Source organism: Ideonella dechloratans (genome assembly GCF_021049305.1).
GTDB lineage: Bacteria > Pseudomonadota > Gammaproteobacteria > Burkholderiales > Burkholderiaceae_C > Ideonella > Ideonella dechloratans.
Genome location: NZ_CP088081.1, coordinates 1,226,266 through 1,247,008, shown reverse-complemented (window position 1 = coordinate 1,247,008; position 20,743 = coordinate 1,226,266). Strand labels below are relative to the sequence as shown.

The 20,743-nt window shown below is 69.9% G+C and carries 22 protein-coding genes; 8 read left to right on the top strand and 14 right to left on the bottom strand.

The annotated features are described in order from the left end of the window. Positions 1–134: 134 nt before the first annotated feature. The 3 genes from aspS to LRM40_RS05850 form a co-directional block, all read right to left on the bottom strand. Entirely contained in the window at positions 135–1,925 is a 1,791-nt protein-coding gene (gene aspS, locus LRM40_RS05860) for an aspartate--tRNA ligase (protein ID WP_151125541.1), read from the bottom strand. Positions 1,926–2,057: 132 nt separating this feature from the next. Next, entirely contained in the window at positions 2,058–2,717 is a 660-nt protein-coding gene (locus LRM40_RS05855) for a DUF502 domain-containing protein (protein ID WP_151125540.1), read from the bottom strand. Between the two features lie 13 nt (positions 2,718–2,730). Beyond that, positions 2,731–3,042, bottom strand: a complete 312-nt coding sequence (locus LRM40_RS05850) for an FmdB family zinc ribbon protein (protein WP_151125539.1) — start codon at positions 3,040–3,042, stop codon at positions 2,731–2,733. Between the two features lie 145 nt (positions 3,043–3,187). Between LRM40_RS05850 and LRM40_RS05845 the strand changes: the two genes are divergently transcribed. Next, positions 3,188–4,315 carry a polyamine ABC transporter substrate-binding protein gene (locus LRM40_RS05845; protein ID WP_211373048.1) on the top strand — a complete coding sequence of 376 codons (1,128 nt, stop codon included), beginning with the start codon at positions 3,188–3,190 and terminating at the stop codon, positions 4,313–4,315. 69 nt (positions 4,316–4,384) lie between these two features. On the opposite strand, the gene LRM40_RS05840 is transcribed toward LRM40_RS05845, so the two are convergent. From LRM40_RS05840 to LRM40_RS05805, 8 genes are all read right to left on the bottom strand, one after another. Then, positions 4,385–4,825, bottom strand: a complete 441-nt coding sequence (locus LRM40_RS05840) for a hypothetical protein (protein ID WP_151125538.1) — start codon at positions 4,823–4,825, stop codon at positions 4,385–4,387. Between the two features lie 106 nt (positions 4,826–4,931). After that, complete coding sequence (ubiB, locus tag LRM40_RS05835) at positions 4,932–6,494, bottom strand: ubiquinone biosynthesis regulatory protein kinase UbiB (protein WP_151125537.1); 1,563 nt, start codon at positions 6,492–6,494, stop codon at positions 4,932–4,934. Between the two features lie 14 nt (positions 6,495–6,508). Beyond that, a complete protein-coding gene (locus tag LRM40_RS05830; protein ID WP_151125536.1) occupies positions 6,509–7,036 on the bottom strand; it encodes a hypothetical protein in 528 nt (175 codons plus the stop codon). Positions 7,037–7,108: 72 nt separating this feature from the next. Beyond that, on the bottom strand, positions 7,109–8,131 hold the full coding sequence (galE, locus tag LRM40_RS05825; RefSeq protein WP_151125535.1) for a UDP-glucose 4-epimerase GalE: 1,023 nt from the start codon (positions 8,129–8,131) through the stop codon (positions 7,109–7,111). An 86-nt stretch (positions 8,132–8,217) separates the two neighbouring features. Then, positions 8,218–8,949 carry a bifunctional demethylmenaquinone methyltransferase/2-methoxy-6-polyprenyl-1,4-benzoquinol methylase UbiE gene (ubiE, locus tag LRM40_RS05820; RefSeq protein ID WP_151125534.1) on the bottom strand — a complete coding sequence of 244 codons (732 nt, stop codon included), beginning with the start codon at positions 8,947–8,949 and terminating at the stop codon, positions 8,218–8,220. A gap of 45 nt (positions 8,950–8,994) precedes the next feature. Continuing rightward, positions 8,995–9,393, bottom strand: a complete 399-nt coding sequence (locus LRM40_RS05815; RefSeq protein ID WP_151125533.1) for a gamma-butyrobetaine hydroxylase family protein — start codon at positions 9,391–9,393, stop codon at positions 8,995–8,997. 18 nt (positions 9,394–9,411) lie between these two features. Continuing rightward, positions 9,412–9,852: an HIT family protein gene (locus tag LRM40_RS05810; RefSeq protein WP_151125532.1), complete on the bottom strand. Its 441-nt coding sequence runs from the start codon at positions 9,850–9,852 to the stop codon at positions 9,412–9,414. Then, a complete protein-coding gene (locus LRM40_RS05805; RefSeq protein ID WP_151125531.1) occupies positions 9,852–13,778 on the bottom strand; it encodes a DUF3683 domain-containing protein in 3,927 nt (1,308 codons plus the stop codon). The genes LRM40_RS05810 and LRM40_RS05805 overlap by 1 nt, the downstream gene beginning before the upstream one ends. Positions 13,779–13,940: 162 nt before the next feature. On the opposite strand from LRM40_RS05805, the gene ugpQ reads away from it, so the two are divergent. Beyond that, positions 13,941–14,690 (top strand): glycerophosphodiester phosphodiesterase, encoded by a 750-nt coding sequence (gene ugpQ, locus LRM40_RS05800; RefSeq protein WP_151125530.1) that lies wholly within the window; start codon positions 13,941–13,943, stop codon positions 14,688–14,690. 9 nt (positions 14,691–14,699) lie between these two features. Here ugpQ and LRM40_RS05795 read toward each other — a convergent pair whose 3' ends face one another. Next, positions 14,700–16,001 carry an MFS transporter gene (locus tag LRM40_RS05795; protein WP_231067743.1) on the bottom strand — a complete coding sequence of 434 codons (1,302 nt, stop codon included), beginning with the start codon at positions 15,999–16,001 and terminating at the stop codon, positions 14,700–14,702. A gap of 149 nt (positions 16,002–16,150) precedes the next feature. On the opposite strand from LRM40_RS05795, the gene LRM40_RS05790 reads away from it, so the two are divergent. From LRM40_RS05790 to LRM40_RS05765, 6 genes are all read left to right on the top strand, one after another. Continuing rightward, positions 16,151–16,486 carry a hypothetical protein gene (locus LRM40_RS05790; protein WP_151125528.1) on the top strand — a complete coding sequence of 112 codons (336 nt, stop codon included), beginning with the start codon at positions 16,151–16,153 and terminating at the stop codon, positions 16,484–16,486. Beyond that, entirely contained in the window at positions 16,483–16,917 is a 435-nt protein-coding gene (locus tag LRM40_RS05785; RefSeq protein ID WP_151125527.1) for a bactofilin family protein, read from the top strand. The genes LRM40_RS05790 and LRM40_RS05785 overlap by 4 nt, the downstream gene beginning before the upstream one ends. Before the next feature lie 6 nt (positions 16,918–16,923). Continuing rightward, positions 16,924–17,406 carry a bactofilin family protein gene (locus tag LRM40_RS05780; protein ID WP_231067742.1) on the top strand — a complete coding sequence of 161 codons (483 nt, stop codon included), beginning with the start codon at positions 16,924–16,926 and terminating at the stop codon, positions 17,404–17,406. Next, positions 17,393–17,626, top strand: a complete 234-nt coding sequence (locus LRM40_RS05775; RefSeq protein WP_231067741.1) for a hypothetical protein — start codon at positions 17,393–17,395, stop codon at positions 17,624–17,626. Before LRM40_RS05780 ends, LRM40_RS05775 begins: the two co-directional genes overlap by 14 nt. A 90-nt stretch (positions 17,627–17,716) precedes the next feature. After that, a complete protein-coding gene (locus tag LRM40_RS05770) occupies positions 17,717–18,136 on the top strand; it encodes a bactofilin family protein (protein WP_151123515.1) in 420 nt (139 codons plus the stop codon). A gap of 24 nt (positions 18,137–18,160) precedes the next feature. Beyond that, positions 18,161–18,925 (top strand): class I SAM-dependent methyltransferase, encoded by a 765-nt coding sequence (locus tag LRM40_RS05765; protein ID WP_151123514.1) that lies wholly within the window; start codon positions 18,161–18,163, stop codon positions 18,923–18,925. A gap of 5 nt (positions 18,926–18,930) precedes the next feature. Here the strand turns inward: LRM40_RS05765 and argJ are convergent, their stop codons facing one another. Then, positions 18,931–20,160, bottom strand: coding sequence for a bifunctional glutamate N-acetyltransferase/amino-acid acetyltransferase ArgJ (gene argJ / locus LRM40_RS05760; protein ID WP_151123513.1), 1,230 nt, complete (start codon positions 20,158–20,160; stop codon positions 18,931–18,933). A gap of 167 nt (positions 20,161–20,327) precedes the next feature. Further along, the gene (locus LRM40_RS05755; protein ID WP_022983074.1) at positions 20,328–20,687 is read right to left on the bottom strand and encodes a hypothetical protein; all 360 of its coding nucleotides are present in this window, start codon (positions 20,685–20,687) and stop codon (positions 20,328–20,330) included. Positions 20,688–20,743 lie beyond the last annotated feature (56 nt).

The window sequence follows — 20,743 nt, the reverse complement described above, 5'->3', positions numbered from 1 at the left end:
TCATCCCCCTATGTCATCACCCCGGTCCGGCCGGGCCGACCCGCCCGGGCACAAAAAAAGACGCCCCGGATCACTCCGAGGCGTCTCCTGTCGAACCGGGCCCCGAGCGGCCGCGGGGCCGCTCAGGCCAGGGCTCAGCCCGCGGCCTGCACGTTGCGCAGGCGGATGTGCAGTTCGCGCAGCTGCTTCTCGTCGACCATCGACGGGGCACCGGTCAGCAGACACTGGGCACGCTGGGTCTTGGGGAAGGCGATCACGTCGCGGATCGACTCGGCCTTGGTCATCAGCGTGATCAGGCGGTCCAGGCCGAAGGCCAGGCCACCGTGCGGCGGCGCGCCGTACTGCAGCGCGTCCAGCAGGAAGCCGAACTTGATGCGCTGCTCCTCCGGCGTGATCTTCAGGGCCTCGAAGACCTTGGACTGCACGTCGGCGCGGTGGATACGGATCGAGCCGCCACCCAGTTCCCAGCCGTTGAGCACCATGTCGTAGGCCTTGGCCACGCAGGCGCCGGGGTTGGTGGCCATCAGTTCCTCATGGCCGTCCTTCGGGCTGGTGAAGGGGTGGTGGCAGGCGTTCCAGCGGTCTTCTTCCTCGTCGTACTCGAACATCGGGAAGTCGATCACCCACAGCGGGGCCCAGCGGTCGTCGAACAGGCCCTTGGACTTGCCGAACTCGCTGTGGCCGATCTTGATGCGCAACGCACCGATGGCGTCATTGACCACCTTGGCCTTGTCGGCGCCGAAGAAGATCAGGTCGCCGTTGCAGGCCCCGGTACGGGCCAGGGTCTCGGCGATGGCGGCGTCGTGCAGGTTCTTCACGACCGGCGACTGCAGGCCGTCACGGCCCTTGGCGACGTCGTTGACCTTGATCCAGGCCAGGCCCTTGGCGCCGTAGATCTTGACGAACTCGGTGTAGCCGTCGATCTCGCCACGCGACATGTCGGCGCCGCCCGGCACGCGCAGGGCCACCACACGGCCGCCCGGGGTGGTGGCCGGGGTCGAGAAGACCTTGAAGTCCACGTCCTTCATGACGTCGGTCAGCTCGGTGAACTCGAGCTTGACGCGCAGGTCGGGCTTGTCCGAGCCGTACTTGAACATCGCGTCGGCATAGGTCATGACCGGGTAGACCGGCAGTTCCACGCCGATGGCGTTCTTGAACACCGAGCGGATCATGCCCTCGAACATGGCGCGGATCTCCTCCTCGCCGAGGAAGGAGGTCTCGATGTCGATCTGGGTGAACTCGGGCTGGCGGTCGGCGCGCAGGTCCTCGTCACGGAAGCACTTGGTGATCTGGTAGTAGCGGTCGAAGCCCGCGACCATCAGCAGCTGCTTGAACAGCTGGGGCGACTGCGGCAGCGCGAAGAAGTGACCGTCGTGCACGCGGCTGGGCACCAGGTAGTCGCGCGCACCTTCGGGCGTGGACTTGGTCAGCATCGGCGTCTCGATGTCAATGAAGCCGTTGGCGTCCAGGAACTTGCGCACCTCCATGGCCACGCGGTAGCGCAGCTTCAGGTTCTGCTGCATCTGCGGGCGGCGCAGGTCCAGCACCCGGTGGGTCAGGCGCACGGTTTCCGACAGGTTGTCGTCGTCAAGCTGGAACGGGGGCGTGACGGAGGGGTTCAGCACCTCCAGCTCATGGCACAGCACCTCGATCTTGCCGGAGACGAGGTTGGCGTTCTCGGTGCCGGCCGGGCGGGCGCGCACCTTGCCGACGATCTTCAGGCAAAACTCGTTGCGCACGCCTTCGGCGGTCTTGAACATGTCCGGGCGGTCCGGGTCGCAGACGATCTGCACCAGGCCTTCGCGGTCGCGCAGGTCGATGAAGATGACGCCACCGTGGTCGCGGCGACGGTGGGCCCAGCCCATCAGGGTGACGGTTTCGCCCATCAGCGCTTCGCTGACCAGGCCGCAGTACGTGGTTCTCATGGAATGCACTCCGTGCTTCGGATTCAGGGGGGAGGCGGCACGGGTGGCGCCGACTCCGACAGGGGTTCGGAAAACTCGGCCCGGGGCGGGGGGATGACCCTCAGGACTGAACGCGGGGTGGGCCGGATGCGTTCAGCCCACCGGATTGGGGTCGGCCTCCTCCGGCCCGTGCGCATGCCCGGCCGGGGGCGTGACCACGCCCATGGAGATGATGTACTTGAGGGCCTCGTCCACGCTCATCTGCAGCGGCCGCACGCTGCTGCGCGGCATCATCAGGAAGAAGCCCGAGGTCGGGTTGGGCGTGGTGGGCACGTACAGGCTGACATGCTCCTCACCCAGCTGGCTGGCCACCTCGCCGCCGGGCTTGCCGGTGACGAAGGCGATGGTCCAGGAGCCGGCATGCGGGTACGGCACGAGAACGGCTTCGCGGAAGGCGTTGCCGTTGCTGGAAAACAGCGTGTCGGAAACCTGCTTGACCGAGCTGTAGATGGACTTGACGATGGGAATGCGGCTCATCAGCGCATCCCACTGGCGCAGCCACCACTGGCCGAAGATGTTCGTGACGAACATGCCGGTGGCCAGCATCAGCATCAGCATCACCAGCACCCCCACCCCCGGCCAGGCACCGAGCTGGCTCAGACCTTCGGCCGCCCCGGCGGGCAGCACCACGCCAGCCACCTTCAGCAGCATGCGGAACACGCCGTCGAGCAGGCCCTGGACCCAGAGCAGCACCCAGACCGTGATGGCCAGGGGCAGCCAGGTGAGCAGGCCGGCGATGAGGTATTTCTTCACTGGGGGCAGTCGTTCAGTGGCAGGCGCAGGAGCCGCCACAGGGGGTGGAGGGACCGCTGTCGCCACCACCGCTGCTGCTGCCGCTGTCGGCGGCCGCCGGCGCAGCAGTGGCCGCCGGGGCGGCCGCGGACGTGCCGCCGGAGCCCCCGCGGAAATCGGTGGCGTACCAGCCGGAGCCCTTGAGCTGGAACCCGGCAGCGGTCACCTGCTTCTGGAACTGTTCAGCCCCGCAGACCGGGCAGGTGGTCAACGGCGCATCGGACATTTTTTGCAGCACGTCCCGCGAGTGGCCGCAGGCGGCGCATCGATAGGCGTAGATCGGCATGGCTGATAGGGGAAGACAACAGGATGAACCCGGAATTATACGGAGCCCCCATGTCTGACGCAGGTTCAGGTGCGCCCGCAGGTGCGGGCCCTAGAATGCGGCCGCCCTGCGACACCCGGCAGGGCAGCAACCTCGCTGAAAGGAGATGGATGTGAAGACCGCTGCATGGCGCCGCTGGCTGCCCGCAACTCTGGCCGTGCTGTTCGGTGGCATGGCCGCCAGTGCCGCCCTGGCCGCCGACGAGCCCAAGGTGCTCAACATCTACAACTGGTCCGACTACATCGCCCCGGACACGCTGGCCAACTTCGAGAAGGAAACCGGCATCAAGGTCCACTACGACAACTACGACAACAACGAGATCCTGCACGCCAAGCTGGTGGCCGGCCGCACGGGCTACGACATCGTGGTGCCCAGCGCCCACTTCGCCAAGCAGCAGATCGCCGCGGGCCTGTTCCAGAAGCTCGACCGCAGCCAGCTGAGCAACTGGGGCAACCTGGACCCGGCCCTGCTCAAGCAGATGGAAGGCGTGGACCCGGGCAACCAGTACCTGGTGGACTGGCTGTGGGGCTATGTCACCGTGGGCATCAATGTGGACAAGGTCAAGAAGGCCCTGGGCGACCTGCCCATGCCCGAAAACGCCTGGTCGCTGATCTTCGACCCGAAGTACGCGGCCAAGCTCAAGTCCTGCGGGGTGAGCTTCCTGGATTCGCCTTCCGAGGTGCTGCCGGTGGCCATGATGTACGTGGGCAAGCCCGGCTACAGCAAGAACGCGGCGGACTACAAGGCCGCCGAGGACATGCTGCAGAAGATCCGACCCTACGTCACCCGCTTCTCGTCCTCGGGCTACATCGACGAGATGGCCCAGGGCTCGTTGTGTGCGGTGATGGGCTACTCGGGTGACATCAACATCGCCCGCGCTCGCGCGATCGACGCCAAGAACGGCGTCAAGCTGGAAGCGCTGGTCCCGGAGAAGGGCGCCACGCTGTTCTTCGACTCGATGGCCATACCCGCCGACGCGCCGCACCCGAAGAACGCGCTGAAGTTCATCAACTACATCCTGCGCCCCGAGGTGCATGCCGGTCTGACGAACAAGGTGTTCTACGCCAACCCGAACAAGGCCTCGCTGAAGTTCGTGAAGAAGGACGTGGCCAGCAACCCGACCATCTTCCTGAGCGCCACGGACATGGCCAAGATGACCCCGCCGGACAGCGTGCCGCAGGACATCAAGCGGGTGCAGACCCGGGTGTTCACCCACTTCAAGGCCGGCAAGTAAGTCCGCCCCGGCAAGACAAAGCCGCCCCGTGGGGCGGCTTTTTTCATGGTCGACGGCCTGGCGCGGGGCTCAGTCCTGCACTGCCGCGCAATCGGCACCGGCACCGTCGTCGCTGACGGCGGCAGCCTCGGTGGCGGTGGCCATCCCGCGGCGGGTCTGCCCATCCAGCACGAGGGTCCATGGGCCGCGGACGGCCTCGCCATCCACCTGGGCGCTGAGCCGGCCGCTGCCGGCCGGGCCGGAGAGGGTCAGCTCGACGGTGTCGCCATCCTGGGTGCCGATCAGGCAGTAGGGCTGGCCGTCCACGGTCGCGCTGCCGCTGAGGTTGCCGTACTTGTCCTCGGCGGTGAAGTTCAGCGTGCCCGCCAGGCCGCCGGACATCGTCCCGGCATAGGTCACCGCCTGGTAGGTGGATCCCCACCCTTCGCCCTGGCCGCCACCGCAGGCCGCCAGGCCGAGGACCAGCCCGAGTGCCAGCACCGGACGTCCCCACTTTGCCACTGCCCGCATCGTCGTCTCCGCTGTCCACGGCGGCCCGCCGGGGCCGCATCTGCCCCTCTATCGGCCGGTCGAGGCCCGCCGCAAGCGACGGGGCGTGACGGATTGCGCAGTTCGCTCAGTAGCCGCCGTACAGCTGCACCACCAGCCGGGCCACCATCACGCCCAGCAGGAAGCCCAGCGCACTCCACAGGCCGGCGGACAGCAGGCGGTTGGTGCGGCGCTGCTCGCGCAGCAGGGCCAGCAGCACGGGATCGGGCTCGCGGCCCGGGCGTTCCTGCAGGCGCTGGTGCACCAGGCGCGGCAGTTCGGGCAGCAGCTGGGCATAGCGTGGTGCCTCGGCCTTGAGCTGGCGCACCAGGGCACGCCAGCCCAGCTGCTCGTTCATCCAGCGCTCGAGGAAGGGCTTGGCGGTGGACCAGAGGTCCAGGTCCGGGTCCAGTTCGCGGCCCAGGCCCTCGACGTTCAGCAGGGTCTTCTGCAGCAGCACCAGCTGGGGCTGGATCTCCACGTTGAAGCGGCGCGAGGTCTGGAACAGGCGCATCAGCACCTGACCGAGCGAGATCTCCCGCAGCGGCCGGTCGAAGTGCGGCTCGCAGACGGCGCGGATGGCCGCCTCCAGCGCATCCACCCGGGTGTTGGGAGGCACCCAGCCGCTTTCCACATGCAGCTCGGCCACGCGCTGGTAGTCGCGCCGGAAGAAGGCCAGGAAGTTCTGCGCCAGGTACTCCTTGTCCACCTGGGTCAGGGTGCCGACGATGCCGAAGTCCAGCGCGATGTAGCGGCCGAAGGTGGCCGGATCGACGCTGACCTGGATGTTGCCCGGGTGCATGTCGGCGTGGAAGAAGCCGTCGCGGAAGACCTGGGTGAAGAAGATGGTCACGCCGTCGCGGGCCAGCTTCGGGATGTCCACGCCGGCCTCGCGCAGGCGTTCGGTCTGGCTGATGGGGATGCCCTTCATCCGCTCCATCACGATGACGGTGGCGCTGCACCACTGCCAGTGCATCTCGGGCACGAGGATCAGCGGCAGGTCGGCCATGTTGCGCCGCAGCTGGGCCGCGTTGGCCGCCTCGCGCACCAGGTCCAGTTCGTCGTGCAGGTAGGTGTCGAACTCGGCCACCACCTCGCGCGGGCGCAGGCGCTTGCCATCGGCCGACAGGCGCTCGACCCAGCGGGCCAGCGTGTGCAAGAGGGCCAGGTCGTCCTCGATGACGTCCAGCATGCCCGGGCGCAGCACCTTGACCGCCACCTCGCGGCCGTCCTTGAGCACCGCGAAGTGCACCTGGGCGATCGAGGCGCTGGCCACGGCCTCGCTCTCGAAGCTGGAGAACACCGCCTCGATCGGCTGCCCCAGGCCCTGCTCGATCAGGCGGCGGGCCTGGGCGGCGGGTATGGGGGGCACCCGGTCCTGCAGGCGGGCCAGCTCATCGGCGATGTCCGGCGGCACCAGATCGCGCCGGGTGGAGAGCACCTGGCCGAACTTGATGAAGATGGGACCCAGGGCCTCCAGGGCCAGGCGCAGGCGCTGGCCGCGCGGCGCGTCCAGGCGCCGGCCGCGGGTCGTGACCCAGGACAGCATCCGCAGCCAGCGGTGCTGGTCGAAGCGGGAGAGCACGAGATCGTCCACCCCGTGCCGCAGCAGGGTCAGGACGATGAAGGCCAGACGCATGAAATACCGCATGGGCGCGCCGGTCCTCAGGGTCGCTGCATCGAGCCGGCCACACCCTGAGCCATCTGGCGCAGCACGCCCAGGGCCTGGCTGCCGGCCTGGCTGAGACCCTCGGCCAGGCCGGGTCCCATCACGCGCTCCAGGTCGGCGGCGATGTCCCAGCGCACATTGCCCACCACCCAGTTCACATCGGCCGCGAAGGCGGCGTCGCCCTCGATCTGCACCGGCGGCAGTTCGCCCCCGGCCAGGCGGCGCGCGGCATCCAGCGGACGGGACGCATCCAGGCGCAGGCGCAGGTCCGCGTCAGGCGCGGCACCGGCCTCGTCGGCTGCTTCGAACAGCCCGGCCGGGGTGATCCGCAAGGCCAGCGGAGGCGGCGGGGGCAGCGGGCCGGTCCAGCCCTCCACCTCGACCTTCAGCACCCGCCCGGCATGGGGCTTCAGGCGCTCCGGCGCCACCGGGGCGGCCGTCAGGACGTGGTTGGCCAGCAGGACGAAGCGCGCGGTCAGCGCAGGCAGGACCAGGTCGGTCAGTGCGGCGATGGGATCAGGCATGCCGGCATTGTAGGAGGGGGCTCCCGCCCTCTCCTGCGGCCGGTCAATCGGCCAGACGCGCCGGCCTTCGCCTCAGGCCCCCGGGCCGTAGCCCTGCGGGTTCTGGCGCTGCCAGCGCCAGCTGTCGGCGCACATCTGGTCCAGGCTGCGGCGGGCCTGCCAGCCCAGCAGGGTCCGGGCCAGGGTGGCGTCGGCATAGTAGCTGGGCAGGTCGCCCGCACGGCGCTCCACGATCTTGTAGGGAATGGGCTTGCCGGCGGCGCGCTCGAAGGCCTTCACCAGGTCCAGCACGCTGTAGCCCACACCGGTGCCCAGGTTGACGGTGCAGCCCTTCTTCGCGTCCAGCAGGTAGCGCAGGGCCGCCACATGGCCCTCGGCCAGGTCCATCACGTGCAGGTAGTCGCGCACGCCGGTGCCATCCGGGGTGTCATAGTCGCCGCCAAAAATCGAGAGGTACTCGCGCCGGCCTACCGCCACCTGCTGCACATAGGGCATCAGGTTGTTGGGCACGCCGCGCGGGTCCTCGCCCATCTGGCCGCTCTCGTGGGCACCCACCGGGTTGAAGTAGCGCAGCCAGGCGATGGCCCAGGACGGATCGGCCGTCTCCAGATCGCGCAGAATCTGCTCGCCCATCAGCTTGGTGCGGCCGTAGACGTTCATCGCGGCCAGCGGATGGGCCTCGGTGTAGGGCAGGAAGACCGGCGTGCCGTAGACGGTGGCGCTGGAGCTGAAGACGAAGGTCTTCACGCCGTGGCGCTGCATCACCTGCAGGGTGTTGACCAGGCCGCCGATGTTGTTGGCGTAGTAGGCCAGCGGCTGCTCGGCCGATTCGCCCACCGCCTTGAAGGCCGCGAAGTGCACCACCGCGTCGATGCGGTGCTTGCGGAAGATGGCGTCCATGGCCGCGCTGTCGCAGACATTGGCCTGCTCGAACACCACCGGTCGGCCGCCCAGGGCTTCAATGCGCCGCAGCACCTCGGGCGAGCTGTTGGAGAAGTCGTCCACCCCCACCACATCAAAGCCGGCCGCCTGCAGCGCAAGCCAGGTGTGGGAGGCGATGTAGCCGGCAGCGCCGGTCAGCAGGATCTGGGGCATCTCGGGTCCGTTCAGTGCGAACCCGCAGTATGCCGCGGCACAGGCGGCGCGCCAGGCGGCAGCCTCCTCTGCCCGCGGGACTCAGTTCAGCACTTGATGCCCACGTGCAGGGCCACGACGCCGCCGGTCAGGTTGTGCACGTCCACATGGCCGAAGCCCACCGTCTTCATCATCGCCTTCAGCGTGGCCTGGTCCGGGTGCATGCGGATCGACTCGGCCAGGTAGCGGTAGCTGTCGGCATCGCCGGCCACCCATTGGCCCAGCTTGGGCAGGATGTTGAAGGAGTACCAGTCGTAGGGCTTCTGCAGCGGCTTGGCGACCTTGGAGAACTCCAGCACCAGCAGGCGGCCACCCGGCTTGAGCACCCGGCACATCTCGGCCAGGGCCTGGTCCTTGTGGGTCATGTTGCGCAGGCCGAAGGCCACGCTCACCAGGTCGAAGGTGCCCGGCTTGAAGGGCAGCTTCTCGGCGTCGCAGATCGTCGTCGGCAGCGACAGGCCTTCGTCGAGCAGGCGGTCGCGGCCGGTGCGCAGCATGGCCTCGTTGATGTCGGTGTGCACCACGGTGCCGGTCGGGCCGACCTTGCGGGCGAAGGCGCGCGAGAGGTCGCCCGTGCCGCCGGCGATGTCCAGCACCACGTCGCCTTCCTTCAGGTTGGCCACGGCCACCGTGTAGGCCTTCCAGACCCGGTGCAGGCCCATGGACATGAAGTCGTTCATCAGGTCGTACTTGGAGGCGACCGAATCGAACACGCCCTTGACCTTGCCGGCCTTCTCGGCCTCGTCCACGGTTTCAAAACCGAAGTGGGTCTGCGACATGGAACTCTTTCCTGGAATGGGTGGTGGCGCCGACGGGCGCCCGGATCAGTGCGAGTGGCAGGACGGGCCGTCCTTGGGAGGCATCGGCGTGTCGCGGTCCACGCCGGCCAGCTTCAGCCGGGCCTCGTAGGCCGCCCAGTGCTCGGCCTGCCGCGCACCCAAATCGTACAGATAGGCCCAAGTGTAGAGGCCGGACTCGTGGCCGTCGTCAAAGCGCGGCTGCAGCGCATAGTGGCCCACCATGGCCACGTCGGTGATCAGCACGTTCCGCTTGCCGGTCTGCAGCACCTCCTGGCCCGGGCCGTGGCCCTGCACCTCGGCCGAGGGCGAGTACACGCGCAGCAGCTCGAAGGGAATGCGGAAGGTCTGGCCGTCGTCGAAGCCGATCTCCAGCACGCGGGAGGCCTGGTGCAGGGTCAGCGCGGTGGGGGTGGGGGAACTCATGCGGCAATCCAGCGGAAGTCAGGCATTCAGGGCGCGGCGCACCCGGTCGTCCAGTTCGGTCAGCGGCACGGCCAGGCGCTGGCCGGCCGGCGGCTCGGGCGTGCGCTGGCGGCTGCCCCAGATGGGCTGCGGGAAATGGCTGTCCCAGTCGAAGCGGGCGATGACGTGCCAGTGCAGGTGCGGCACCACATTGCCGAGCGTGGCCAGGTTGATCTTGGTGGGCTTGAGGCTGGTGCGCAGCACATGCTCCACGGCCAGCACCGCGTCCATCAGATGGGCGCGGTCCACGTGCGAGAGATCGCTCATCTCGGCCACGTGCTCGTTCCAGATCACGCGGTAGAAGGCCGGGAACTCCGGCGCGTCCAGCACCCGCACCACGCGCAGGCGCTCGCCCGCATGCACCAGCGACCAGGCCGCGGTGGCCTGGTGCTCGCACAGTTCGCAACCGGCCTGCTTCATCACACCAGCACCCGCTCGATGCCGCCGGCATTGGCGCGGGCGACGTAGTCTTCCATCCAGGTGGCGCCCAGGATCTTGCGCGCCATCTCGACGACGATGTAGTCGGCCTCCAGCAGGCCGTTCTGCAGGTCGTCGCCGTAGCGCGACAGGCCCTGCAGGCAGCTGGGGCAGGAGGTCAGGATCTTCAGGTCCTGCTGCTGGCCCACCACCCCGGTGGCGCGCAGCGTCGCCTCGGCCTTGCGCATCTCCTCTTCCTTGCGGAAGCGCACCTGGGTCGAGATGTCGGGCCGGCTGACCGCCAGCGTGCCGGACTCACCGCAGCAGCGCTCGCTCTTGATCACCGCGTCGCCGACCAGGGCCTTGACGGTCTTCATCGGGTCCTGCTGCTTCATCGGCGAATGGCAGGGGTCGTGGAAAAGGTAGCCACCGGCGCCGTCGAGCTTGATGCCCTTCTCGAGCAGGAACTCGTGGATGTCGATGATGCGGCAGCCCGGGAAGATCTTGTCGAAGTGGTAGCCCTGCAGCTGGTCGTAGCAGGTGCCGCAGCTCACCACCACCGTCTTGATGTCCAGGTAGTTCAGCGTGTTGGCCACGCGGTGGAACAGCACCCGGTTGTCGGTGATGATCTTCTCGGCCTTGTCGAACTGGCCGGCCCCGCGCTGCGGGTAGCCGCAGCACAGGTAGCCCGGCGGCAGCACGGTCTGCACGCCGGCATGCCAGAGCATGGCCTGGGTGGCCAGGCCCACCTGACTGAACAGGCGCTCGGAACCGCAGCCGGGGAAGTAGAACACCGCCTCCGTCTCGGCCGTGGTGACGGCCGGGTTGCGGATGATGGGCACATACTCCCGGTCCTCGATGTCCAGCAGTGCCCGCGCGGTCTTCTTGGGCAGGCCGCCCGGCATCTTCTTGTTGATGAAGTGGATCACCTGCTCCTTGATCGGGGCGGTGCCCACCGTGGCCGGCGGCGCGCTGGTCTGGTGCTTGGCGGCGATGGACAGCACGTCGTGCGCCAGTCGCTGGGCCTTCATGCCCACGCCGACGATGGCCGTGCGGGCCAGCTTGATCGTCTCCGGGTTGGTGGCGTTGAGCATCAGCATGGCCGCGGCCTGGCCGGGGCGGAAGCTCTTGCGGCCCATCTTGCGCAGCAGGTTGCGCATGGCCATCGTCACGTCGCCGAAGTCGATCTTCACCGGGCAGGGGCTCAGGCACTTGTGGCAGACCGTGCAGTGGTCAGCCACGTCCTCGAACTCCTCCCAGTGCTTGATCGACACGCCGCGCCGGGTCTGCTCCTCGTAGAGGAAGGCCTCGACCAGCAGCGAGGTGGCCAGGATCTTGTTGCGCGGGCTGTACAGCAGGTTGGCGCGCGGCACATGGGTGGAGCACACCGGCTTGCACTTGCCGCAGCGCAGGCAGTCCTTGACCGAGGCCGCGATGTCGCCGATGTCGCTCTGCTGCATGATCAGCGACTCGTGCGTCATCAGGCCGAAGCTGGGCGTGTAGGCGTGGGTCAGGTCGGCGGCATGCACCTCATCGCCCAGGCGGCTCAGGGCCTCGCCGCGCAGCAGCTTGCCACGGTTGAAGCGGCCTTCCGGGTCCACCTTGGCCTTGTAGGCGGTGAAGTTGGCCAGCTCCTCGTCCGAGAGGAACTCCAGCTTGGTGATGCCGATGCCGTGCTCGCCCGAGATCACGCCGTTGAGGCTGCGCGCCAGCACCATGATGCGGGCCACCGCCTCGTGCGCGGTCTTCAGCATCTCGTAGTTGTCGCTGTTGACCGGGATGTTGGTGTGCACATTGCCGTCGCCGGCGTGCATGTGCAGGGCCACCCACACGCGGCCGCGCAGCACGTCCTTGTGGACCTTCTTGACGCCCTCGATGATGGGCGCGAAGGTGGAGCCGGCGAACAGCAGCTGCAGCGGCTTGAGCAGGTCCTTCTTCCAGGACGCGCGCAGGGAATGGTCCTGCAGCTGGTCGAAGAAGCTGCGGCTCTCATTGGGCAGCACCTCGTCCAGGTGGTCGTGCCAGTGCTGCCACAGGCCGCGCACGCTGCGGATCAGCGCCAGCGCCTCGGGCACGCGCTCGTCCAGCAGTTCGTCGCGGGTGTGCTCGCCGGCCTCGTCGGTCTTGGCCAAGGGCAGCTCGCCCTCGGTGAAGAAGGCCTCCAGCCGCTCGGTCAGCGCCAGCTTGTTGCGCAGCGACAGCTCGATGTTGATCCGCTCGATGCCCAGGGTGTATTCGCCCATGCGCTCCAGCGGGATCACCACGTCCTCGTTGACCTTGAAGGCGTTGGTGTGGCGGCTGATGGCCGCGGTGCGCTTGCGGTCGGCCCAGAACTTCTTGCGGGCCTCGGGGCTGACGGCGATGAAGCCTTCGCCCGAACGGGCATTGGCCAGGCGGATGACCTCGCTGGCAGCCTTGGCCACGCGGTCCTCGTCGTCGCCGACGATGTCGCCGAACAGCGCCATCTTTGGCATGCCGCCGCGCTTGCTCTTGGTCGCATAGCCCACCGCCTTCAGGTAGCGGTCGTCCATGTGCTCCAGGCCGGCCAGGATGGCGCCCCCCGGCTGCTTCATCTCCTGGAACATGAAGTCCTTGATCTCGACGATCGAGGGCACGCAGTCCTTGGGGTTGCCGAAGAACTCCAGGCAGACGGTGCGGGTGTGCGCCGGCATGCGGTGCACCACCCAGCGCGCGCTGGTGATCAGGCCGTCGCAGCCCTCCTTCTGCACGCCGGGCAGGCCGGCCAGGAACTTGTCGGTGACGTCCTTGCCCAGGCCTTCCTTGCGGAAGACGCGGCCCGGGATGTCCAGGCGCTCGGTGCGTTCCAGGTGCTTGCCGCTGGCGTCGAAGTACTTCAGCTCGAAGCTGGCCACCTCGGCGTCGTGGATCTTGCCCAGGTTGTGGTTCAGCCGGGTGACCTCCAGCCACTTGGCCTCGGGCGTCACCATCTTCCAGCTGGCCAGGTTGTCCAGCGCGGTGCCCCACAGCACGGCCTTCTTGCCGCCCGCGTTCATCGCGATGTTGCCGCCCACGCAGGACGCCTCGGCCGAGGTCGGGTCCACCGCGAAGACGAAGCCGGCGCGCTCGGCCGCATCGGCCACCCGCTGGGTGACCACGCCGGCGCCGGTCCAGATCGTCGGCACGGGATGGTCCACGCCGGGCAGCGTGCTCATCTCGACCTCGGTCATCTGCTCGAGCTTCTCGGTGTTGATGACCGCGCTCTTCCAGGTCAGCGGCACGGCGCCGCCGGTGTAGCCGGTGCCGCCCCCGCGCGGGATCACGGTCAGGCCCAGTTCCACGCAGGCCGCCACCAGACCGGCCATCTCGGCCTCGGTGTCCGGGGTCAGCACGACGAAGGGGTATTCCACCCGCCAGTCGGTCGCGTCGGTCACGTGCGAGACGCGCGAGAGACCGTCGAACTTGATGTTGTCCTTGCGGGTGCACTGGGCGAACAGCTTGCGCGCACGCTGGCGCAGCTCGTCCACCTGCACGAAGCGGGTGGCGAAGCGGTCCACCGCAGCGCGGGCCAGCACCAGCAGCTCGCCCACATGGGCGTCGCGCTGGGCGTCCACCTCGGGGGTGCGGCGCTTCTCCACCTCGGTCAGGCGGTGGTGCAGGGCCTCGATCAGCTGACCGCGCCGGCGCGGGTTGTCCAGCAGGTCGTCGACCAGGTAGGGGTTGCGCTTGACGACCCAGATGTCGCCCAGCACCTCGTAGAGCATGCGGGCGGAGCGGCCGGTGCGGCGCTCGTCGCGCAGCAGGTTCAGCAGATCCCAGGCGCGCTCGCCCAGCAGGCGCAGCACGATCTCGCGGTCGGACAGCGAGGTGTAGTTGTACGGGATCTCGCGCAGCCGGGGCGCGGCGGCGTCTTCGACGGGGTGGTCCCCGTTCAGAGTGGGGACGGTGGGAATCGGCAGCGGCGCGTTCATGGCGGGCAGGCAAAAAGCGGGAGGACCGGGGGATCCGGCCGCACGCACCTGTCAGGGGCACGAGGGCGTGAATGATACCGTCCGGGGGAAACCCCGCCTGCGGGGCATGGCATGCTCTGGCCGGTTCCACCACCTCGCCCATCCACCCCGCCCATCCGCCCCATGCCATCGTCCGAGCGCCCCCCCTCCCCCGCCGCGGACGCCTGGCCGCGCTGGATCGCCCACCGCGGCGCCGGCCGCCGGGCCCCGGAGAACACCCTGGCCGCCTTCCGCCACGGCTGGCAGCTGGGCTACCGGGCCTTCGAGTGCGATGTGAAGCTCTCCGCCGATGGCGAGCCCTATCTGCTGCACGACGACACCCTGGAGCGCACGACCTCGGGCCAGGGCCCGGCCGCGGCGGCGGACTGGGCCACCCTGTCCCGGCTGGACGCTGGCGCCTGGTGCGGCCCCGGCTGGGCCGGTGAGCCCCCCGCCCGGCTGGCGGCCCTGGCCGCCTTCGCGAACGCCGAAGGCTTGCATGTCAATCTCGAACTCAAGCCGTTGCCCGGGCAAGCCGAAGCGACCGGCCAGGTGGTGGCACACGCGGTGCGGCGGCTCTGGCATACCGGCACCCCGGCGCCCTGGCTGTCCTCCTTCCAGCCGGCGGCCCTCGCGGCGGCGGCCGTCGCGGCCCCGGAACTGCCCCGGGCCCTGCTGCTGGACACCCTGACGCCGGGCTGGGTGGCGCAGGCGCAGGCCCTGGGCTGCCAGGGCGTGGTGCTGAACCACCGGCTGATGGACGCCGACACCCTGCGCAGCCTGCACGCCCACGGCCTGGCCGGCTGGGTCTACACGGTCAACGAAGCCGACCGGGCCGACGCCCTGTGGGCCCTGGGCGTGGACCGCATCATCACCGACACCCTGGGGCCCTGAGCCCGGGTCTCAGGCCACGCCAGCATCCACGGCCTCCAGCCGGCGCGCCGGGCTGTCCACCGAGGGCAGCTCCCGCACCGCCTGGATGCGCGGCAGCCGCCAGGCCACCAGCGCCAGCAGCGCGCAACTGGCGCCTGCAAAGCCCAGCGCCGCCCGCAGGCTGACATGCTCGCCCAGCCAGCCGCCCAGCATGGCGCCGGGCACCGAAGGCAGCAGGATCAGCCAGCGCATCACGCTGGTCATGCGGCCCAGCAGCGGCTCGGGCGTGACGGCCTGGCGCAGCGCGATGAAGTTGATGAAGATGAAGATGGCCCCGGCACCGAACAGGCTCAGGCAGACCACGAAGGCGGCCACGCCCAGCGGCCCCACCGGCGCCAGCGTCAGCAGCAGCCAGCCCAGGGCGGTGCAGGCAAAGCCGCTCACCAGCGCCGGGCCCGGCCCCAGGCGGCGGCTGAGGCGGTCGCCCAGCAGGCTGGCCGTGACCGTGCCCACGCCCAGGGCCACATAGCTCAGGCCCACAGCCTGCTCGCTCAGGCCCAGCCGGCGGGTGGCGAAGAGGATCTGGACCACGTTGGCGCACTGGTGGCACAGCTGCCAGGCCCCCACGCAGGCGGCCAGCGTCACCAGCAGGCGCTGCTGCCGCACGAAGGACAGTCCGGCCCGCAGGTCGCGCCAGAAGCTGCCCGCCTGCGCCGGGCGCAGCGTCTCCTGCACCCGGATCAGCCGCAGGATGGCCGCCGAGCCGATCAGCAAGACCGCGTTGACCAGCAGCGCCAGCGGCGCGCCCAGGGCCCGGATCAGCGCGCCGGCCACCGCCGGCCCCGCCACCTCGGCCCCGGAGTTGGCCAGCGCGTTCTTGGCATGGGCCTCCACCAGCCGGTCGCGCTCCACCACCTGGGTCAGCACGATCTGCGAGGCCGAACCGGCCGTGGTGTTGACCGCCCCGATCACGAAGGCCACCGCGTAGAGCCAGCCCATCTGCAGCCAGCCCAGCCACCAGGCCAGCGGCACGGTGACCACCACCAGCGCCAGGCTCAGCTCGCCGGCGATGTAGACCGGCAGCTTGCGCACCCGGTCCAGCCACACCCCGGTGGGCAGCGAGAACAGCAGGAAGGGCAGCAGCTCCATGGTGGTCAGCCAGCCCATCTGGGTGGGCGAGGCGTGCAGCAGCACGGCCGCGGTCAGCGGCACCGCCAGCAGGGTCACCTGGGTGCCCAGGGAGCTGATCAGGATCGAAGACCAGAGCCGGCGGTAGGTCGGGTCACGCAGCAGGTCGTCGGGCGCGAGCCGGATCCGCGCGCGCAAAGCCATCCACCAGGACCTCATGGGTCACGTTCTCTTTCTGTTCGGGAGCCCGGCACCCGGGTAGGGCACAGGCGGGCAACGATGCTAGCAGCGCCGTGGCGGCGCCGACACAGCCCCCGGCCGGAACAGGGTCACGGCTCCGCAATAATCGCGGGATGTCCGCCCCCGACCCCCTTGACCGCTACCTGACCGAACAGGTGGTGGGCCCGGCCACGCTGCTGACGCTCGGTCCCGGCCAGGGCGTGCGCGAAGTCTCGGACCGCGCCCTGTGGCTGGAGGGCCTGGGCGACCGCAGCCGGCTGCTGGCCGGGCTCGCCCGCGGCCTCGGCCAGGACCACCCGGCGGCCGCCCTGGCCGGCCAGCCCCTGGACCTGGTCGCCCTGCCCCGCCTGCGCCGGCGCCTGCTGGCGGCCCTGTGGCTGGGCTGGAGCACCCTGCTGGCCGGTGGCGTCTGGGCCCTGGCCCGCTGGAGCACCGGAGGTCCGGGATGAGCGCCCCCACCCCACCGCAGGACACCCTGCTGCTGGACCCAGTGGCGATGCACATCGTCAACCGGGTGGCCGAAGGCACCGTGCTGGAAGGCACGCTGAACTTCAAGGGCGGCCTGCTGCTGCAGGGCACGCTGCGCGGCGAGGGCGAGATCGCCGGCCGCCTGGTCATCTGGCACACCGGCCAGCTGCAGGGGCGCTTCCGCATCCTGGGCGACCTGATCGTGCTGGGCCACCTGGGCGGCGTGACCGACGACACCGACACCAGCACCGCCATCGAATGCCAGGGCACCGTGCAGGTGGCCAGCACCGGCGTCTGCACCGGCAGCCTGAGCGCCGCCCGCCTGCGCCTGTACGAAGGCGGGGTGATGCAGGGCCCCTTCCGCACCCTCCAGCGCGAGCGCCTGCTGCCCGTGCTGGACACCATGGCCTGATCCCCGATGGACACCGAATCCCCCGAACCGTCCTTTCCGCCGCGCATTCCCCTGGGCGCCGCCCTGCCGGACCTCAGCCACCTGCCGACGCTGGACCTGCCCACCCTGGCGCCGGCCGCGCCCCTGCCCTCGGCGCCGCGCCATTCGCAGCTGGCCGCGGGCTGGCGTTTCGAGGGCCAGGTCACGCTGGAAGGCAGCCTGACGGTGGCCGGCGAGCTGCAGGGCCGCGTGCGCACCCCTGGCAGCGAGGGCCATGTCACCATCACCGAGACCGGCCACCTGCAGGGCGAGCTGCAGGCGCGCAGCCTGTCGGTGCTCGGCCGCGCCGAGGGCGATCTGGACGTCTCCGGCGGCCGGGCGGCCCTGCATGCCAGCGCGGTGGTCAGCGGCCGGCTGCGCTACGGTCAACTGCAGGTCAACGGCGCCGAGCTGAACGCCCAGGTCGAACGGGTGAGCGCCGCGCCGGCCACCGGCCATGACGCCCCCTGATTCCGCCCCCCGCCTGCTGGACCGGGAGAGCCTGCGCCGCCAGGCCCTGGCGCGCGCCCAGGCCCAGGGCGCCCCGCTGGCACGCCGCCGCCTGCGGGCCCGCCAGTGGCGTTGGGCCCTGGGCCGGGGGCTGCTGTGGGCCAGCGCACCGGCCCTGCTGGGCACCGCCGCCTGGGCCTGGCACAGCGGCTGGCTGGCGCCCTGGCTGGGTGCACACTGAGGCCCGGGCACACCCGCTCACAAGCCGGCAGTGCCCCTGCGGCACAATGATTCCCACCCGAGGCTAACGCCCCCCACGCACGGTCCGCCCATGTCCGACACCACCCCGAACTTCAGCCCCCGCCTGGTGCCCGTCGAGGCCCTGAACGCCATCTCCAGCCTGATCGCCGAAGGCGCCTTGTTCGAAGGCTCGTTCAGCGCCCAGCAGGGCCTGGGGCTGCGCATCGACGGCGTGCTCAAGGGCGGCATCCAGGTGGCCCAGGGCGGCACAGTCCACATCGGCCCGGGCGGCCGGGTGGAGCAAACCACCATCGAGGCCGACCATGTGCTGATCGAAGGCCGGGTGCAGGGCACCGTCATCGCCCGCCAGACGCTGGAGATCACCGGCAGCGGCACGCTGATCGGCGACGCGCTCTACGACGCCCAGCTGGACGTGCACCCGCGGGCCAAGCTCAAGGGCAAGGTGGAATACCGCGGCGAGCTGGACGCCCCCTCGCCCGCGCCCTACTGAGCTGAGGCCTGAGACGGGCCGGCCATGGACACCGCCTTCTACGACCGGCTGGCCCCTGACTACCACCTGCTCTATCCGGATTGGGAACGCGCCGTGGCGCGGCAAGGGGCCGCCCTGGCTGCCGTGCTGCACGCGCACGGCGTGGCGTCGGGCGACCCTGTGCTGGACGCCGCCTGCGGCATCGGCACCCAGACCCTGGGCCTGATCGCGCAGGGCTTCGCCCTCACGGCATCCGACCTTTCACCCGGCGCAGTGACGCGCCTGCAACAGGAGCTGGACGCACGCGGCCTGCACGCCACGCTGCGGGTGGACGACCTGCGCCGCCTGAGCGGCACGGCCACCGGCAGCCAGGCGGCGGTGCTGGCCTGCGACAACAGCCTTCCCCACCTGCTCAGCGACGCAGAGGTCCTGCAGGCCTTTGCCAGTGCCTGGCGCTGCCTGCGGCCGGGCGGTCTGCTGCTGATCTCGGTGCGCGATTACGCCGCCATCCCCCGCGTCAGCCCGGATGTGCGGCCCTACGGCGCCCGGCGGGACGCCGAGGGTCGGCGCTTCCTGGCGGTGCAGGTCTGGGAGTGGGATGGCGACTGCTACGACCTGCGGCTGTACCGCACGGTGGAGCACCCCGACGGCCGCTGCGACACCGAGGTGCTGCACAGCCGCTACCGGGCCATCACGCTGGACCGCCTGGCGGAGCTGATGGCCGAGGCCGGCTTCGAGGCTATCGAGCGCCGCGACGATGTGCTGTTCCAGCCGGTGCTGCTGGGGCGCAAGCCCGCGGCACCGGCCTGACCCGCTCAGGAGCGATAGTCGGCGTTGATGCTGACGTAGTCGTGCGAGAGGTCGCAGGTCCAGACGGTGGCGCTGGCGGCGCCGCGGCCCAGGTGCACGCGCACGGTGATCTCGGCCTGCTTCATCACGCGCTGGCCGTCCTCTTCCCGGTAGGCCGGGTTGCGGCCGCCCTGGGTCACCACGTGCACGTCGTCCAGGAACATCTCGATGCGGGTCTGGTCCAGGTCGGCGATGCCGGCATAGCCCACCGCGGCCAGGATGCGGCCCAGGTTGGGGTCGCTGGCGAAGAAGGCCGTCTTGACCAGGGGCGAGTGGGCGATGGCGTAGGCGGCCAGCTGGCACTCGGCCTCGGTCCGGCCACCCTCGATCTGCACGGTGATGAACTTGGTGGCGCCCTCGCCGTCACGCACGATGGCCTGGGCCAGCTGCTGGGCCACGGCGAACACGGCCGCCTGGAGGGCCTGGCCCTCCGCGCTGTCCAGCGCGGTGATCTCGGCGTGGCCGGCCTGGCGGGTGGCGATCAGCACGAAGCTGTCGTTGGTGGAGGTGTCACCGTCGATCGTGATGCGGTTGAAGGAGGCGTCGGCCGCGGCCTTGACCAGCGGCTGCAGCAGGGCCGGCGCGATCACCGCGTCGGTGGCGACGAAGCCCAGCATCGTGGCCATGTTGGGACGGATCATGCCGGCGCCCTTGGAGATGCCGGTGACGGTGACGGTCTTGCCACCGATCTGCACCTGGCGCGAAGCGGCCTTGGGCAGGGTGTCGGTGGTCATGATGCCTTCGGCGGCACGGCCCCAGTTCGTGGCGGACAGGTCGGCCAGCGCCGCCGGCAGGCCGGCTTCGATGCGCTCGACCGGCAGCGTCTCCATGATCACGCCGGTGGAAAACGGCAGCACCTGCTGCGGCTGCACGCCCACCTGGGCGGCCAGGGCCGCGGCGGTGCGGCGGGCCCGCGCCAGGCCGTCGGCACCGGTGCCGGCATTGGCGTTGCCGGTGTTGATCACCAGCGCACGCACCGCGGTGCCGACGGCCAGGTGTTCACGGCAGACCTGCACCGGCGCGGCGCAGTAGCGGTTCTGGGTGAACACGCCGGCCACGGCCGAGCCTTCGGCCAGTTCGATCACCACCAGGTCCTTGCGATGGGCCTTGCGCACCCCGGCTTCGGCAATGCCCAGGCGCACGCCGGCCACGGGATGAAGTTGCTCGGGAACAGGGGCTTGCAGATTCACAGGCATGGCGGTCGCTCAGGCGGTGGTGAGGAAAACAGGGGCTGGAATGAGACCAGGGCGCCCCGCGCTGTGCAGCATGGGGCGCCCTGGGGCATCAGGTGCCGGCATTGTAGGAGCCGGCGGGTATCGCAGCAGCGTCTGCCCGGCAGGGGCAGCGGCACTCAGCGCCGCACTCAGTCGCGCGGCTTGCGGCCCTTCTTGGCCGGTGCGGCGGCGGGTGCCTCGGGTGCGGCCGAGAACAGGCGGGCGGCGCGGCCCTTGAGCTCCAGCAGCTCCGAAGGCGTCACCGAGTACTTGCGGCCGACCACGTCGACCTCGATGCGGAACTCGACTTCCTTGCTGCCGTTGGACAGCATGCCGCAGGTGAATTCGTACTCGGCGTCTTCGGCCGGGAAGCCGCTGTAGGGCGGATCGTTGTCCTCGCTCAGCACCACGTTGCGGATTTCGCCGCTGGCGAGGTCGAGGATGCCGGTGGACTCGACGATGGTCTCGGCCAGTTCGTCAACGATCTTGATGGGCAGTTGCAGGTCCAAGGCAGGCTCGCAGGATTCGGGAAAAGGGGGCGAATTGTAGGCCGCTTCGCCCGCCG